At 58.6% G+C, this 14,593-nt stretch carries 14 protein-coding genes; 7 read left to right on the top strand and 7 right to left on the bottom strand.

Annotated features, from left to right (window positions below):
* Positions 1-104 precede the first annotated feature (104 nt).
* Positions 105-806 carry a potassium channel family protein gene (locus tag HMPREF2651_RS10450; RefSeq protein WP_038626539.1) on the bottom strand — a complete coding sequence of 234 codons (702 nt, stop codon included), beginning with the start codon at positions 804-806 and terminating at the stop codon, positions 105-107.
* Complete coding sequence (locus HMPREF2651_RS10445) at positions 799-2,229, bottom strand: TrkH family potassium uptake protein (RefSeq protein ID WP_038626542.1); 1,431 nt, start codon at positions 2,227-2,229, stop codon at positions 799-801. Before HMPREF2651_RS10445 ends, HMPREF2651_RS10450 begins: the two co-directional genes overlap by 8 nt.
* A 422-nt stretch (positions 2,230-2,651) precedes the next feature.
* Here HMPREF2651_RS10445 and trpB point away from each other — a divergent pair, with 422 nt between their 5' ends.
* Positions 2,652-3,977, top strand: coding sequence for a tryptophan synthase subunit beta (gene trpB, locus HMPREF2651_RS10440; protein WP_052155542.1), 1,326 nt, complete (start codon positions 2,652-2,654; stop codon positions 3,975-3,977).
* Positions 3,978-4,043: 66 nt separating this feature from the next.
* Here the strand turns inward: trpB and HMPREF2651_RS11005 are convergent, their stop codons facing one another.
* The 3 genes from HMPREF2651_RS11005 to purD all read right to left on the bottom strand — a co-directional run bounded on the left by HMPREF2651_RS11005 (position 4,044) and on the right by purD (position 7,665).
* Positions 4,044-4,199 (bottom strand): hypothetical protein, encoded by a 156-nt coding sequence (locus HMPREF2651_RS11005; protein WP_162837147.1) that lies wholly within the window; start codon positions 4,197-4,199, stop codon positions 4,044-4,046.
* An 816-nt stretch (positions 4,200-5,015) separates the two neighbouring features.
* Complete coding sequence (locus HMPREF2651_RS10430) at positions 5,016-6,143, bottom strand: pyridoxal phosphate-dependent aminotransferase (RefSeq protein ID WP_038626546.1); 1,128 nt, start codon at positions 6,141-6,143, stop codon at positions 5,016-5,018.
* Positions 6,144-6,390: 247 nt separating this feature from the next.
* Positions 6,391-7,665 carry a phosphoribosylamine--glycine ligase gene (gene purD, locus HMPREF2651_RS10425; RefSeq protein WP_038629163.1) on the bottom strand — a complete coding sequence of 425 codons (1,275 nt, stop codon included), beginning with the start codon at positions 7,663-7,665 and terminating at the stop codon, positions 6,391-6,393.
* Between the two features lie 80 nt (positions 7,666-7,745).
* Here purD and HMPREF2651_RS10420 point away from each other — a divergent pair, with 80 nt between their 5' ends.
* The 3 genes from HMPREF2651_RS10420 to HMPREF2651_RS10410 all read left to right on the top strand — a co-directional run bounded on the left by HMPREF2651_RS10420 (position 7,746) and on the right by HMPREF2651_RS10410 (position 9,818).
* Positions 7,746-8,168 (top strand): HIT family protein, encoded by a 423-nt coding sequence (locus HMPREF2651_RS10420; RefSeq protein ID WP_038626548.1) that lies wholly within the window; start codon positions 7,746-7,748, stop codon positions 8,166-8,168.
* Positions 8,169-8,335: 167 nt separating this feature from the next.
* Positions 8,336-9,055: an esterase/lipase family protein gene (locus tag HMPREF2651_RS10415; protein ID WP_038626550.1), complete on the top strand. Its 720-nt coding sequence runs from the start codon at positions 8,336-8,338 to the stop codon at positions 9,053-9,055.
* Positions 9,045-9,818, top strand: a complete 774-nt coding sequence (locus tag HMPREF2651_RS10410; protein ID WP_049180884.1) for an esterase/lipase family protein — start codon at positions 9,045-9,047, stop codon at positions 9,816-9,818. Before HMPREF2651_RS10415 ends, HMPREF2651_RS10410 begins: the two co-directional genes overlap by 11 nt.
* A 9-nt stretch (positions 9,819-9,827) precedes the next feature.
* Here HMPREF2651_RS10410 and HMPREF2651_RS10405 read toward each other — a convergent pair whose 3' ends face one another.
* Both HMPREF2651_RS10405 and HMPREF2651_RS10400 read right to left on the bottom strand, forming a co-directional pair.
* On the bottom strand, positions 9,828-10,670 hold the full coding sequence (locus tag HMPREF2651_RS10405) for a PaaI family thioesterase (protein WP_038626554.1): 843 nt from the start codon (positions 10,668-10,670) through the stop codon (positions 9,828-9,830).
* A 126-nt stretch (positions 10,671-10,796) separates the two neighbouring features.
* Positions 10,797-11,171: a hypothetical protein gene (locus tag HMPREF2651_RS10400; protein ID WP_141737486.1), complete on the bottom strand. Its 375-nt coding sequence runs from the start codon at positions 11,169-11,171 to the stop codon at positions 10,797-10,799.
* Between the two features lie 545 nt (positions 11,172-11,716).
* On the opposite strand from HMPREF2651_RS10400, the gene HMPREF2651_RS10395 reads away from it, so the two are divergent.
* The 3 genes from HMPREF2651_RS10395 to HMPREF2651_RS10385 all read left to right on the top strand — a co-directional run bounded on the left by HMPREF2651_RS10395 (position 11,717) and on the right by HMPREF2651_RS10385 (position 14,590).
* Positions 11,717-13,219 carry a hypothetical protein gene (locus HMPREF2651_RS10395; RefSeq protein WP_038626562.1) on the top strand — a complete coding sequence of 501 codons (1,503 nt, stop codon included), beginning with the start codon at positions 11,717-11,719 and terminating at the stop codon, positions 13,217-13,219.
* A gap of 370 nt (positions 13,220-13,589) precedes the next feature.
* Positions 13,590-13,841 (top strand): hypothetical protein, encoded by a 252-nt coding sequence (locus tag HMPREF2651_RS10390; protein ID WP_049180886.1) that lies wholly within the window; start codon positions 13,590-13,592, stop codon positions 13,839-13,841.
* A complete protein-coding gene (locus HMPREF2651_RS10385; RefSeq protein ID WP_049180887.1) occupies positions 13,838-14,590 on the top strand; it encodes a hypothetical protein in 753 nt (250 codons plus the stop codon). Before HMPREF2651_RS10390 ends, HMPREF2651_RS10385 begins: the two co-directional genes overlap by 4 nt.
* Positions 14,591-14,593: the final 3 nt, after the last annotated feature.

The following is a 14,593-nucleotide window of genomic DNA, read 5'->3' as shown; positions in this document are numbered from 1 at the left end:
ATTTGCAGCCCGTTGAGCTGGGCGTGGACCCCGCCTTTCCACACTGTTGGTCGTTGATTTCCATCGCGACGGAGCCCCGCGTGCACGGACTCCGTCGCTTCCTGTTACTCTCCGGCGAATGTCTCCAACTGCCGAATAGCGCCGGAGACAATCAGGAGATCACCTGCGGAAATGCGGTCGTCGGCAAGCGCAGGGCGGAATCGCTGACCGCGCTTTTGTACGGCGACAACCGTAATCGGTGCGCTCTGGTTAATCTCCGCCACCGTCTTATCCAGGCAGTGGATTGGCGGCGCGACCTTGCCTACTGCGTAATCGCGGTCGAACTCCAGGAAGTCCTGGACCTTGCCGCCGATGAGGTGCGCAATACGACGACCGGTGTCGGCCTCCGGGCGAATGACGTGGTGCACACCAATCTGGCCCAGGATTTTGGCGTGGGCCTGGTTATCGGCCTTTGCCCAAATCATGGGCGCCCCCATATCCACCAGCGCAGACGCGGTCAGCAATGAAGCCTCAATGTCACTGCCGATGGCGATAACAACACGTTCGGCTTCATCGACACCGAGCTGCTTCAGTACCTCCGGCATGGTGGTGTCGGCGGTGACCACGTGGTCGAAGGTCGAGGACAGCTCCTGAACCACCTTTTCGCGATGGTCTACGCAGAGAACCTCGATACCGCCAGCGACCAGCTCCTCGCCGAGTGCCTGTCCGAAACGCCCCATACCGAGGATGACAACAGGCGAAGAGCTGGCTTGGTTGGAGAAATGATCTGCAAAACCAGCAAACGGGTTGAATTTCGAGTTAGCCAATGAAGGGCCTTTCTTCTGGATATTCGTAGACGCGCTGGCGTGGGCGGGCGGCCAAGGCCGTCGCCAAGGCGATTGGGCCAACACGTCCGGTGAACATCAGCACGATGAAGATTGCCTGTGCTGCCACCGGCAGGTCGGCGGTAATACCTGTGGAAAGGCCTACCGTGGCGAAAGCACTGATTACTTCAAAAAGAATTTGGTCAGTAGAAAACTGTGGTGCTAGGAAACTGACGGCGATTACTGCCAGGAATACCTGGCCGATACCGAAGGCAAGGACAACGAGAGCCTGGCGCAGCACCTTTGGGTTGAGGCGCCGCCTAGCCACGGACACGGAGGTGTCACCGCGAATCTCCGCGAGAACAGCGGCGAGAATGACTGCCGACGTCGTGATTTTCACGCCACCTGCAGTACCGCCGGTGCCACCACCAATGAACATGAGGAAGTCAGTGCCCAGCAGTGTCGATGGGTGGAACTCCGCGTAATCGAGCGCGTTGAACCCCGCGGTACGCGGGCTCACACCAGCGAAGAATGAGTTGAGTATCTTCTCCCCCGCGGTGAATCCAGACATGGCATTGGACCACTCCCCAAAAGCCACCATGAGCGTACCCAAAGCAATCAGCAGAATCGTGCCTTTAATGGTGAAGCGAGTAGTCAGCGACCAGCGTTTAGGCAGCTGTCCTCGAGTGCAGACACTAAGCCACGCTTTGCCGTGCCGCCAGGCCTCGAGCAAAACAGGAAAACCCAGACCACCCACGATGAGGGCGAAGGCCAGTGGCAAAAGCACCCAGGCATCGCTATAGAACCCGATGACATTGTCGGTATACAGAGCGAAACCGGCGTTGTTGAAGCTTGAGATGGCATGGAACAAGCCTTCCCATGCAGCCTTTCCCCAGCCATACCCGTATCCGGAGTGGAACCGCAGCGTAAGTGCCACTGCCACCACAAACTCCACCAACAGAGTGAAGCTAACGGCAGCACGGACAACCCACGAAATCTCGCCCATATCCATACCGCGGCCTTCAACGCGGGCACCGGCACGGCGGTTCAGGCCGAGCCTTCCTGCTACGAAGAGGCCGAAAAGTGAAGCCAAGGTCATGAACCCGAGACCACCCAGCTGAATCAACAACATGATGACGACCTTGCCGAAGGTTGACCAATGGGTGGCCGTATCTACGGTGATCAGGCCGGTCAGGCTTGTTGCCGAGGTGGCTGTGAACAGCGCATCAGACAGCGCCGTGGGCAAACACATATCCCCAGGGCTCGGGGCGCACTGCCCCGTAGGATGGCTATTGACCGCCGAAATCGGCAGCATTAACAAAACCGTGCCAGCGGTTATCAAGGCGACATAACACCACACCACCAACGTCGTGGGACGAACTCCCCGACGTGTTTTAGTGGCCTGCCGCGACAGCGTAATCACCATCGGAACGTTAGTCCTCGTGGCCAGCGATGTCGAGGGGAATGCTGATATTCCGTCTCTGCATATGCCGGGACTTAGCGGGGAGCTGCTTTACGCCCCCAGACACCGTTGCGATATCCCGTACACATTTCGCGCCCCATCCCCGCCCCCACACCCCACCCCGCTTTGGCTACTACGGAAACCTTGAGTTATGGTCAGATTCATGATGACACCCCTGATGAACACACTCGCGCCGTGCGGCGCACAGTGGTGGTGGCTCGCCTAAGTCCGCGAGCAACGTCACGTCATCTCATTAATGTCGACGGCAAACCCGTCAAGTACGAGCTCGCAAGAAGATAAATCTGGCGGGCTCTTTTCTTTTATCGGTTCGGCGAAGAGAACCAGGGCCCGCTGAAATAAACAACAGCAACGAAAGGCTCTCTTCAATGACTGATTACAACCCCAGCGCGGATGCCATCGCCAAGGCTTCAGCACCGACTGCAACCAGGGTGCCGTCGGCAAGCGTTAACGGCGCGGGCGAGGTGCGCGAAACCCTCTTGCCTGCATTTTTCGGTCGCTTCGGTGGACAGGAAGTGCCGGAGTTCCTGCTGCCAGCACTCGATGAGCTGGAAGCGGCTTACATCGAGGCGATGAGCGATCCGGAGTTCCAGCGCGAGCTGGAAGAACTGCGTCGCGATTTCCTCGGCCGCGCAACCCCGCTGTTCGAATGCCGACGTCTATCCACGCCGAACACGACGATTGTGCTCAAGCGCGAGGACTTGAACCACGGCGGCGCGCACAAGGGCAACAACGTGGTCGGCCAGGCGCTGCTGGCAAAGCGCATGGGAAAAACCCGTCTCATTGCTGAGACGGGTGCAGGCCAGCACGGCACGGCCACCGCGATGGCCGCAGCGCTGCTGGGACTTGAGTGCGAGATTTACATGGGCGCGCACGATGTCGCCCGCCAGCACCCCAATGTCGAGCGCATGGAGCTCATGGGCGCGAAGGTCGTTCCCGTCACCACCGGCGAGGCCGGTTTGAAGGATGCTATTGACGAGGCACTGGTCGAGTGGAGCAAGACTCTCGACTCCACTTTCTACCTGCTGGGCACAGCCGCCGGGCCGCACCCATTCCCCACTATCGTGCGTGAATTCCAGCAGGTCATCTCGGAGGAGTCACGCAGTCAGATGGTCGAGCGTTACGGCAAGCTTCCCGACGCTGTCATCGCAGCCGTCGGTGGCGGCTCCAACGCCATTGGCGCATTTGCTAACTACATCGACGACTCCGATGTCGCCCTCATTGGCGTCGAGCCTGCAGGTGAGGGACTCGACACCGATCGTCACGGGGCGCCCATCAATGGGGGCAAGACTGGTGTCCTTCACGGCATGCGCTCATTTGTCATGCTTTCCGACGACGGCGAGGTGTTGCCATCGCACTCCATCTCGGCGGGCTTGGATTACCCGTCCGTTGGCCCGGAGCACGGCATGCTGAAGGAGAATGGCCGCGCCAGCTATGTCGGAATTACCGACGAGGAGGCGCTGGAAGCGTTCCAGCTGCTCAGCCGCATGGAGGGCATTATTCCGGCGATGGAATCCTCGCATGCGCTGGCGCAGGCCATTAAAATTACGCGACTCCGTGAAACCTACCCTGCCGCTGGTAGCGAGTTCGGGCTGCCGGTTCACGAAGGCGATGAGCCTTTGCTGTTGCTCGTGAACCTGTCGGGTCGCGGTGATAAGGATATGGAGCAGGTCCGGGAGTTCCTGAACCAGTAGGAATAACCAGTAGGGATTGCTTCCCCACTAGCTGCCTAGCAGGAATCGGACCAAAGCTAATTCTTGTTAGGCAGCACGGCGATCGTCAGCGGCGATGCCCTGCTTCGGGTTCGCCTCCACGATGGCTTCGGCAAGCAGCGATGCCAGCGCATCCTGCTTGGATTCCTTGCCGTCCTGGAAAATCGGGGACACAGTATCCATAATCTCGTTGAATGCGTTCATCAGAGGTCACCTCTCTTAAGATCTCTTTGATCTTTATTGTTGGACTTCTCCAACCGATTCTTTGCGATTCAGCAGTTGAAACAATGTTTCATCGAACCGTTTGGAACTTATGACTTGCAACCGTAGACGACAACACAAGACCTGGCAAGCACTAAACTTTATTTTTAGTTAACCGTTTGTTAACTTTTGGACACTTTTTAGCTCAGACACTGAGCCACAAACAGTGCCCCTCAACGCCGCCCCATACCTCGCTTTACTGCCCTTGATAACCGCTTCAAAATCACGCTCTTTTACACAGCCGAAAGCCAGGCGCGAAAGTCTCTTTTGGCCGAACATAAACTATCCCCACTGAAAGCGCTTGTAACCATCGTTGAATGTGGATTACACACCACACTCAATCGTCACCCCGCGCACGAATAGCCACCAGCTTCCCAGGGGTCCACCCCAGCGCCAGTTAAAGAAAAAGAACCCACTGCCAGCATAAATAGCCCACCGACAGAGCTGCCGACCGCCGAAACCACTACCGTGAAGGCCATCCCACCCCTCTATCAACTCAACCCTAGCCTCGCTGGATGTGGCCGCAGCCACGAAGCCTTCAATCTGAGGCAGTTTTTCCGCCTTTACGGCGAACGAGCAGTCAGGAAAACAGAGCCCCAACGCCTCCCTCCCAAAACTGCCCCAACATCAGCCCAGCAAGCGGTTACCGACACAGGATTTAAAGCAGCGATTCGTCCACCGAGCCCCTATCTCAACCGACCTCAAAAACACCCCTGAAAGGGTGAGGTAAATCACATCGCAAACGTCGCTAACGGCCGCTTAACCACGACCAGTGAACGCCCCAATACGCCGAATAGCCTCTTCCATCTCGGAAGTCTCACCGGCGAAGCAGAGGCGAACCCACTCATGGCCGTTCTCTGTGTCGAAGTCGATTCCAGGGGCAACGGCCACGCCCGTTGCAGCCAACAGTTCCCGAGCCCATGTCATGGAGTCGACGGAGTTCGGGTCGTCGTAAAGCCCTGCGATATTGGCATAGATATAGAAACCGCCGTCGGGCGGGGCGATATTACCGAGACCGACGCGGGGCAGCCCCTCGAGCAAAACGTCGCGGTTGCGCGCGTAACGCCTCACGTGCGAATTGAGCTCGGCAATGGACTCGGCGCTGAACGCCTCTACCGCCGCTTCCTGCGAAATTGCCGGTGGGCAGACAGTGAGGTTGGCTTCGAGTCGATCCAGGGGCGCACGCAGCCACTCTGGAACGATGAGCCAGCCGACGCGCCAGCCGGTCATCGAGAAGTACTTACTGACACTGCCGACTACGACCGCCGCATCAGAAAACTCGCGTGCTGACGCGCACTTTCGACCATAGGTAATGCCGTGATAAATCTCATCGGAGATGAGCAGGCAATCGTGCTGCTCGCACCACTTCGCAATGGCACGCAGCTCGTCGGCATCGATAATGGTGCCAGTGGGATTGTCCGGACTGGTGACGATCACGGCCTTGGGCACGCGCGGAAGTTCCTGCAGGTGTTGGACAGTGAGCTGAAAGCGGGTCTCGGGACCACAGTCAATCTCGACAATGTTGGCGCCGAGCGCCTGCAGAGTATTGCGGTATGCGGGATAGCCCGGGCGCGCGAGCACAATATCGTCGCCGACGTCGAGCGCTGCGAGGAAAAGTGCCACGAAACCGCCGGAAGAACCGGTGGTGATGACAACATCGGCAGCTTCCGTGGCCGTGCCGTAGTTTTCACGATGCCAGGCGGCGATGGTTTCGCGCAGCTCAGGCGTGCCGACGGCCGCAGTGTAGCCCAGAACCTGATTTTCCAAATCGGCACGAGCACGGGCAATCGCGGCAGCCGGGGCCGCAGTCGCGGGCTGCCCCACACAGAGGAACAGAGCGTCACCGTGAGTACGCTGACGCTCCTGTGCGAGCGCGAGAACATCCATCACATGGAAAGGTGCGACCTCACTGCGGCGGGATGCTAGATCGCGCTCGGGCTGGGATGCCTGCGGAGGCCCCGAGAAGTTTAACGGCTGCGGTGATTGCGGTGACTGCAACGACTTTGGCGACTGCGGAGATTCGGCGTGCATACCTTCATCTTTGCAGCCACCGAGGCCCCCGGGAAATCCAATTCAGCCCGGGTGGGTGCACCAGTGAGGTATTCGAGTGCAGCCTGACCGCCTCGAGCATTATTTAAATGGAAATGCGGCCCTCAACTGCAGGTAGTGCAATGTCGGTGCGGTAGTGCGAGCCCTCGAGCTTAATGGTCTTGATGGTCTCGTACGCCTTGTCGCGAGCCTCTTCCAGCGTGTCACCAACGCCGATGACGTTGAGCACACGGCCACCAGCGGAGACCAGCTCACCTGCAGCATTGCGGGCAGTACCTGCGTGGAGAATGCCATCTGCCTCACGACCAGGCTCTGCACCTTCAATGACATCGCCCGTGCGCGTCGACACCGGGTAGCCTTCAGCTGCCAGCACAACAGTCAGAGCGTACCCATCACGCCAAGACAGCGGACTGAAGTCCGCCAATGTGCCGGTAGCAGCGGCGTTGAGCAGCTGCGCCACCGGGGACTCCAGCAGCGCCAGCACGGCCTGGGTCTCCGGGTCACCGAAACGGCAGTTGAACTCAATGACAGCCGGGCCGTCCTCGCCCCAGGCCAGACCCGCGTACAGCAGACCCTGGAACGGGCAGCCGCGAGCGGCCATTTCACGAGCGACCGGCTCGCAGACCTCGGTGACGATGCGCTCAGTTGCGCCTTCCGGCAGCCAGGACAGCGGGCTGTAAGCGCCCATGCCACCGGTGTTCGGCCCCTCGTCGTTATTACCGACGCGCTTGTGGTCCTGAGCCGGCAACAGCGGGACGACGGTTTCGCCGTCGACCAGGCAGAACAGGGAAACCTCCGGGCCATCCAGGAAGGACTCCAGCAGCACCGGGTTACCGGCTGCCAGCACCGCCTTTGCGTGTTCAAGAGCTTCAGCGCGGTCCTTAGTGACCACAACGCCCTTGCCAGCAGCCAGACCGTCATCCTTCACGACCCAGTTCGGACCAAAGCGGTCAATGGCGGCCTCGATGTCTTCATCGGAAGCCTCCGGCTGAATGGCCTCTGCCGAGGCGGTCTTTACTCCAGCCGCCTTCATGACGTCCTTAGCGAAAGCCTTAGACCCCTCAATCCGAGCCGCGTCCGCGTTCGGGCCAAAAACTGCAAAGCCAGCGTCGCGCAGCGCGTCTGCCACACCCGCGACCAGCGGAACCTCCGGGCCAATAACAACCAAATCGGCCCCAATTTCCTTGGCCAGCGCAACAGCGCCAGCGGGGTCATCCACGACCAGTGGATGCATGGTGGCAATTTCACTCATACCCGCATTACCAGGGGCTACGTGAAGATCAGTAGCCTGCGGGTCCTTACTCATTGCGTACAACAGGGCGTGCTCACGGGCACCGGAGCCAATTACGAGGATGCGCATAGCAATCATCTTACTAATCAGCCCGGATAACTCTCATCGCGCCCAACCCCTCAATCCGCTATTCGGGTTACCCTTGGCACATGAGCACAGTATTTACCAAGATCATCAACGGTGAACTCCCCGGTCGTTTTGTCTACCGCGATGACAAGGTCGTCGCATTTTTGACCATCGAGCCAATCGCACCTGGTCACACTCTGGTTGTCCCTATTGAAGAGGTGGACAAGTGGACGGATGCCTCGCCTGAGCTGTGGGCTCACCTCAATGAGGTTGCCCACAAGGTTGGTCAGGCTGTTGTCTCCGCTTTTGACGCTCCACGTGCTGGCTACCTCATCGCCGGCTTCGAGGTTCCGCACACCCACATCCATATCTTCCCTGCCCACGACATGTCCGGCTACAACCTCCAGTCGGTCGATCGCAATCCTTCCGCAGAGTCCATGGATGAGGCCGCCGCTAAGCTACGGAAGGTCCTCGGGACTGATGAAGACGGAAAGTTGGTGCGCTAATCGCCGCTTCAAACGAGGATTTTCGGGAAGAACAACTTCCGGTTCCTGCCCCTGAAGCGCAGGAACCGGAGGCGCAAAAACCGGCTGCAGCTGAAGGATCAGCATCGCTCCCCTATGCCATCTTCCGTCCGCTGCGCGGTGTTTTCGAAGATAACTGGGGAGCCAAAGTGTCCAAATCCCGGCCGTGGCCGGTCATCCTCCTGCATGGAACAGGCCAGGTCAAGGGTATTTGGGAGACCCTCGGCGGTCAGTTACGGGAGGATGGCTGGGCTGTCTTCGCGCCAGATTTTGGACACCGTGCAACAGACCCCATCAATCAGTCCATCGACATGCTCGTGCCTTACATCAAGGCTGTCCTGCACGCCACTGACGCAAAGCACGCCGTTATCGTGGGGCACTCGCAAGGCGGCTTAATTGCCACTCTGCTTTCTCTGCGCATTTCCAAGTACATCAAGCATGTTGTCTGCCTTGCCGCGCCCAATCACGGCACCAATCTGGGCGGCATCGCTTCCAGTATCACTAAGATCCCCGGCACAAAGTCGCTGATGAGCAACTTCGTTCAGAGTTACTGGGGCGTTTCCGGTTTGGAACAGCTCACGGGTTCAAAGATGGTTTTGAACTCCAATTCCCACGATATCCTCGGTCCCGGTGTTACTTACACCTGCATTGCCACCAAGTATGACCAGCTCATTTCCCCGCCACAGTCCTGTTTCTTGGATGATGGTGACACAGGCATGGTCACCAATCTCTATGTGCAGGACACGTTCCCTCAAGCAATAATTTTGCATGAGCAGATGGCGCACGATTGGCGTCCCCGCGCACTTACTCGCGAGGCACTATTCAAGCTGGTAGGCGAGGATTTTGACCCAATCGAGCATGCGGAATAGACCGCTCCTAACGCGGATTTTCCCACCGACAGCCGCACATCCGTCCTCACCAAATCCGAGTCCAGCGTCGGGGGACCTCAGAGACCCCGTTCCGGTTATCGCACTTCATGGCACGCTCGATAGTCCCGGCGCGTGGGCACCGCTTGCCGACGGTCTCCGTACCCTCGGCCGCCGAGTCTATGTACCGGCCTACGGAGACCGTGGCACTGCTGCCCTTGTAGATTCTGTCGCCGAGGTCGAGTCCTATATCAACGGAGTCTGCACTGAAACGAACTCGGACACGGTCGATATTGTGGCTCACTCGCAGGGTGGGCTACTGGCTTTCCTGCTGTTTACGCGTCTTGCAAACCATGAATGCGAGCGTTTTTCGTTTCGACGTGTCATCAGTGTGTCGGGATCTGTCGGCGGTGTAAATCTGACTGAGATCTCCCGCATTTTGGGCTGGTGGAATGGGGCTCCTGCCCGCTGGCTAATGGGACAGGCTTTAGCCGATCAGATTGCGGTAGCTGCAGGAAAATATGAACTTCCTGCAGCCAACACTGCCCCGCACCTCCGAGGGCGCAAGGCAGCCGCACCTGACTGGATTAATGTCATCAGCCACCATGACAACCTGGTCATTCCGTGGTCCGATACCGCGCAGAGCTTCCTGCCAGACAGCCAAACTGTTTTGCTCGAAACCGAGCTGGAGGGCAGGTCTGTTGCGCATTGGAAGCAGCAAACAGACTCCGAGGTGATCGACCTAATCACTCGGCTATTGGCGTAGGGCTTCGACCTAGAACTTGGTCAGCGACTCGCGCGCGGTGACGACATCCGCAAGCAGCTGCTGCGCGGCTGGCGAGGGGTTATCGGAGGTGAGGGCCTCGATGACGACGTCGGGAAGCCCTGCGGCGCGGTAGTCGTCGACAGTGACATCGCCGTACTCGAGGACCCCGTGGAGCCATGCGACTGCACGCGACTCTGGCGAAATGCAGCGTCGTGCGGTGCGTTCCTGCTGGACGAGCACATCACGGTTTTCCACCCCGCGCATCCCCAGCCGCGCAAGAGTGCGAGCAGCAGAGATGAGGTTCTCACCGGCAACACGATCCTGCTGATTCGGATTGGCCGGCGGCTTCTTACGACCACGACGGCGCACGTAGAGCTCCTGCTGACCAATACCGACCAGGGAACCATCGCGGTTTCGGATTACAGAGGTGTATGGAACGACCGTCGAATAGCCACCTTCGGTTTCGGCCTTAAGCTTTTCGACCATCTCATCCGGCACCTCTACCTCGAGGTACGCACCATTCTTACCCGGCCGGATAAATTCAAACGACCCAGTTCGCGTCCACGCCTCGTACTTCTTGACATCCAGGCGCTGCATAACCAGCGTGCCAAACAGCACATCCGTCATCGAAAACAGTGCACCGCCAAATGCCGCGCCATGCATATTCGCAGTCAGAGCGTTTAGGCGCAGCTCCAATCGTCCCTCAGACCAGTCATCCGCAATCTCGGTGATACGGATGCCGGTGCCAAACAGCGGCGGCCAAATGTTCAGCAAGAACTTTGCCTTAGCCGGGGACATCTCTTTCTCAGCAAGTTTGTACAGGGTGCGTCGCAGCGATGGACCAATAGACATAACTACTTACATTAGGTGTTGACCGGGCGAACGCGGGCATTATTGTCAGAAAACAAAAGTGTGTCAGCTTCAGCGCATGCTTTACGACGGTTCCCGCGCCCCACCTTTTATTAAGACAGCGACTATTTAGGCAGCAAACCGTTTCGCCAGCGTATTGACGCGCAGAGTGAAGAAATCCCGCAATTCCGCGTAGCGGGAATAACCATAAATCCCGCGGTCAGCTGGGTCATCATATTCCCAGCGCTCAGTCTCTACATCTGGCGCGATGTAGTCCGAAACGTCGATTTTCCCCACAACAATGACCACATCCGCACTGTCTGCGAGAGACGGCGTGAGTTGATGAGGATCGCCATCGCACCGTGCCCCCACCTCACAGAGCGCACGCCGCGCGTCTTCATCCAGACCGCGGTCATCATCATCGATGCTGATACCTGCTGACAAAACTGTCAAGCCTGGGGCAGCTTGCCGCAGCAGCCCTTCGAGTACGCGTGAGAGTCCCATGTTTGAACTACTGACAAAGAGCACCTCTGACATGGCTCTATCGTAGAATATTTTTCTCAGAGAAATCACCCCAGCTTGTGGGGTTTTCTGGAAGGTTTTGCAGAAAAATGCCAAAAGCGCCCATAGCGCAGGCCCTTCCCCGAGACCAGCCCTATCGGCGCTTATGACTTAAAAACAAAGTCCACTTTACATGCGCATGCAACCCCTGTGAAGCATGGGGCTAGAGTTGCAGATGTGAACGCTCCGTGGCCTGTGATTTTCCGGCTGTCGGTGTTGCGCTGTCCGGCTGTCGGTGTTGCGCTGTCCTATCGATGCAATATTCACCTATCGATACGCAGCAGCGTGGCCATAAGTGGAAAGCTCATCCATATGTCGACCGGGACTTCCGACAACGTGCGCATAAGTGACAGAAAATTCCCCCGCCCCAGCCCCCGACAGGCATTGCCCTTTAATCTGCCTTCAAAAGAATCCTTTGCTCCCCGCCCCGGCCCCCTTAGACCGGATAAAATTGGCGGGGCCAATCGCTCGCGAATAGGAGAATCACCGTGACCGACTCTCGCGATATTAAACCTTTTGCAGCCAACCGCAGCTCCAAAGTGACCTCCATCGGCTCCATCATCGGCGCAGCAGCAGTGAGCGGCCTACTTCTCGGAGGTGTCGGTGCGGGCACCTGCTTGGCAATTCTCGATGTGCCCGAGCGCTCCGACTACGTCATGAAGACTGCGCAGCGTGAGGTACAGGCTGACATCATGGACCCGGACGATGTGCTCACCCCAGAGGAAGAAGAGCGCATGCTTCGCGATGTCTCCCTGATCGCCGCCCCTGACGTGGTCCAAGAGCTGCACTACATGGTCTTTGCCGAGAACAAGGAAAACGTTAATGACTCCGTAGAGGAGTACCTGCGCGATAACCACCAGGAGCTCATCGGCAAGGATAAGTTTGCTGATGGCCAGGTCTTCGTCGGCGTGGGCCTTGATCCGCGCCAAGCCTTCGTCTTCGCGGGTGAGGACGTGGCTGCTCAAATGAAGCTACGCAAGAATGACAGCCATCTGAAACAGTCCATCGAAGCAATTAAGCCGGGCGTGCGGGATGGCAACATTCCTGCTGGCCTCTTTGCTGGCGCAGCGGCTGCAATCGACGTAGACCGTGCTGCGGATACTCAGTACGAGGGCGCAAAAGAGGATCGGATGGGGGCGGCCGTTGGCCTCGGGGTGGCGGGCCTGAGCGTTGGCGGCGCTGGTGTCGGCCTCGCCGGCGGTATACGCCGCAGCCGACAGAAGCAGGCACAGCAGGCACGCGAGGACTGGGACTACGTGTCGCAGACCTACACCGATGTGGCGCAACGGCTAAGGGAGATTGATATTCGAGCGCACTCGCTCCAATCAGGACTGGTGGATGAGCGCCTGCGCCAGGACTGGGAGGGTTTGCGCGATGACTTCCTAGCGATCGATAGCCAGGTTGGTTCCCTCATGTCGATTCCGGCGGATGCGCCAGATGAGCAATTCCGCTCACGCTCTGAGCTCATCGCCAATGCGCGCCAACTGTGCGAGCGCGTGGAAACCGCTGAGGTCAATATTGAAAAGCTGCACCGCATTGAGAACGCTGATGCGGATGCTCGCCGCTATGAACTCTACGAGCTGGGGAAGGATCTGGCACAGGCAGGCTACTTGGCCGCAAGCATCGACTCGACGCTTGAGCGCCACGCGAAGGAGTTGGAAGATGCCGCCACTGAATTATCCAAGGAACCACACCATCCGCAGTTCATGGAGCGCTACCTAGAACTCTTGGATCGCTCCGCGCTCTTGTCGGAGCACGTGCAGTCCCAGCTGCAGAAGCGCAATGAGGCCGACGAGCGCCCCGAGCGCACGCGCATCTACGACTCTAATTTCTTCGCTGGCTCCGGCTACCACGGCTACGTGCCCTTCTATGTCGTGAGCACCTGGGATAGCGATGCCACCACTGCCCGCGACAGCTCTTCTAGTAGCGGCGGCGTCAACAGCGGGTTTAGCTCGGGGTTTTCCGGTTCAGGTGGTTCTTCCAGCTTCTAAGCCGGCTTACGGGGCAGAAGGGATGCGGACGTTCTGTTAGACGATTTCACCCCTCACGCTACTTAACCCCCTACTTTTCTCCTTTAAACCAAAGAACCCCAGGCCGGAAAACTTCCTGGACTGGGGTTTTGGAGCCGGAAACGGGACTCGAACCCGTAACCTACTGTTACGGCATCACGACTGCTCGCGATTTTTACTACCCCCGCGCACTCCATATAGCTGCGAATATGAAAAATTAGCAGGGGTACCCCCTTGCTCCGCGCGACAGAATTGATTGTGAAAAAGTACCAATAAAGTACCAACTCGGTTCCGGTTTTCCACCCCTTGCAGACCCCCCAAAGGGGGTGCCGCATGTGGTAAAATGTGGAATATGAGTGAAATTCATAACACCCCCACGCAGGGGGACTCGACCACCTCACACATCCCGAAAATGTTGTCCACACGCAGGCTGGCGCTATGCCTGGGGATCAACCCCTCGACCCTCTACAAGGCCAAGAGGCTCGAACTTCCCAGTGGGGAAATCCGGGAGCCTGACCTGCGGGTTCGCTCCATGCTTTTGTGGCGTACCGAGGGGCTGGAGCACCTGCTCGACGTTCGCTATCTCACGGAGGACACAGAATGATGTCACCTCTAATCCCGGAGCCGTTCGGCGCCGACCACACCCCCGAGCCGCCCGCCGCAATCCCCATGCCGGAGCTGCCCACCACCCCCGACTACATCACACCCCCACTGGACAGCGACTCCCCCATGACGGAGTTGCGTACTGCCACCCCTATTCTCGACTCAGACGACAAAAGCTCGCTCGCCCGGGTCGCGGTCATCTGCGGCGTCCTTGGCTTCATACTCATGGGTGTCAGTCTCTGGCTAACCCTGATCCTCTGGGTATTCGCAGGAGGCGCGTGCTGGCTCCGCACCGGCACAGACCCCACCGAGGAGATCTCCTACCGTGTGCCATTGGAGTCGCCCGCGCACCGCCTCTGGAGCGGCACAGGAGCGGCAGCCGGTCTCGACACTGACCGCCTGCAGCGCACCATCCGCCAGGCCGCAGCCGTGGCGCTCGCAGCAGATCGCGCGCCCCTCGGGCACGACATCGAGGTAACGAAACTGGTGCTGGACGACGATGGATCGGGTGACGTCATAGTCGGCCTGTCGGTACCGGCGCTGCTCACCACCGACGAGCTCCAGTCGCTCGCCCTGGAGACTGCCGATGACCTCAGGATCACTGGAATTTGCGGCGCGGAGCGCACCGCAGACGGATTCTATTTCTTCCTGACCAGCATGAACGCGCAGCACTACAACGTGCATATCGCGAAACCTCCGAAGGCCCCGGAACCACCAAAACCCGCCGGGCCGCGATTCTCGAAAGCGTGATTT

The sequence above is a fragment of the Corynebacterium sp. HMSC063A05 genome (genome assembly GCF_001809695.1).
GTDB lineage: Bacteria > Actinomycetota > Actinomycetes > Mycobacteriales > Mycobacteriaceae > Corynebacterium > Corynebacterium amycolatum.
The sequence above is the reverse complement of the archived record's forward strand: the minus strand, read 5'-3'. Positions and strand labels throughout refer to the sequence as shown.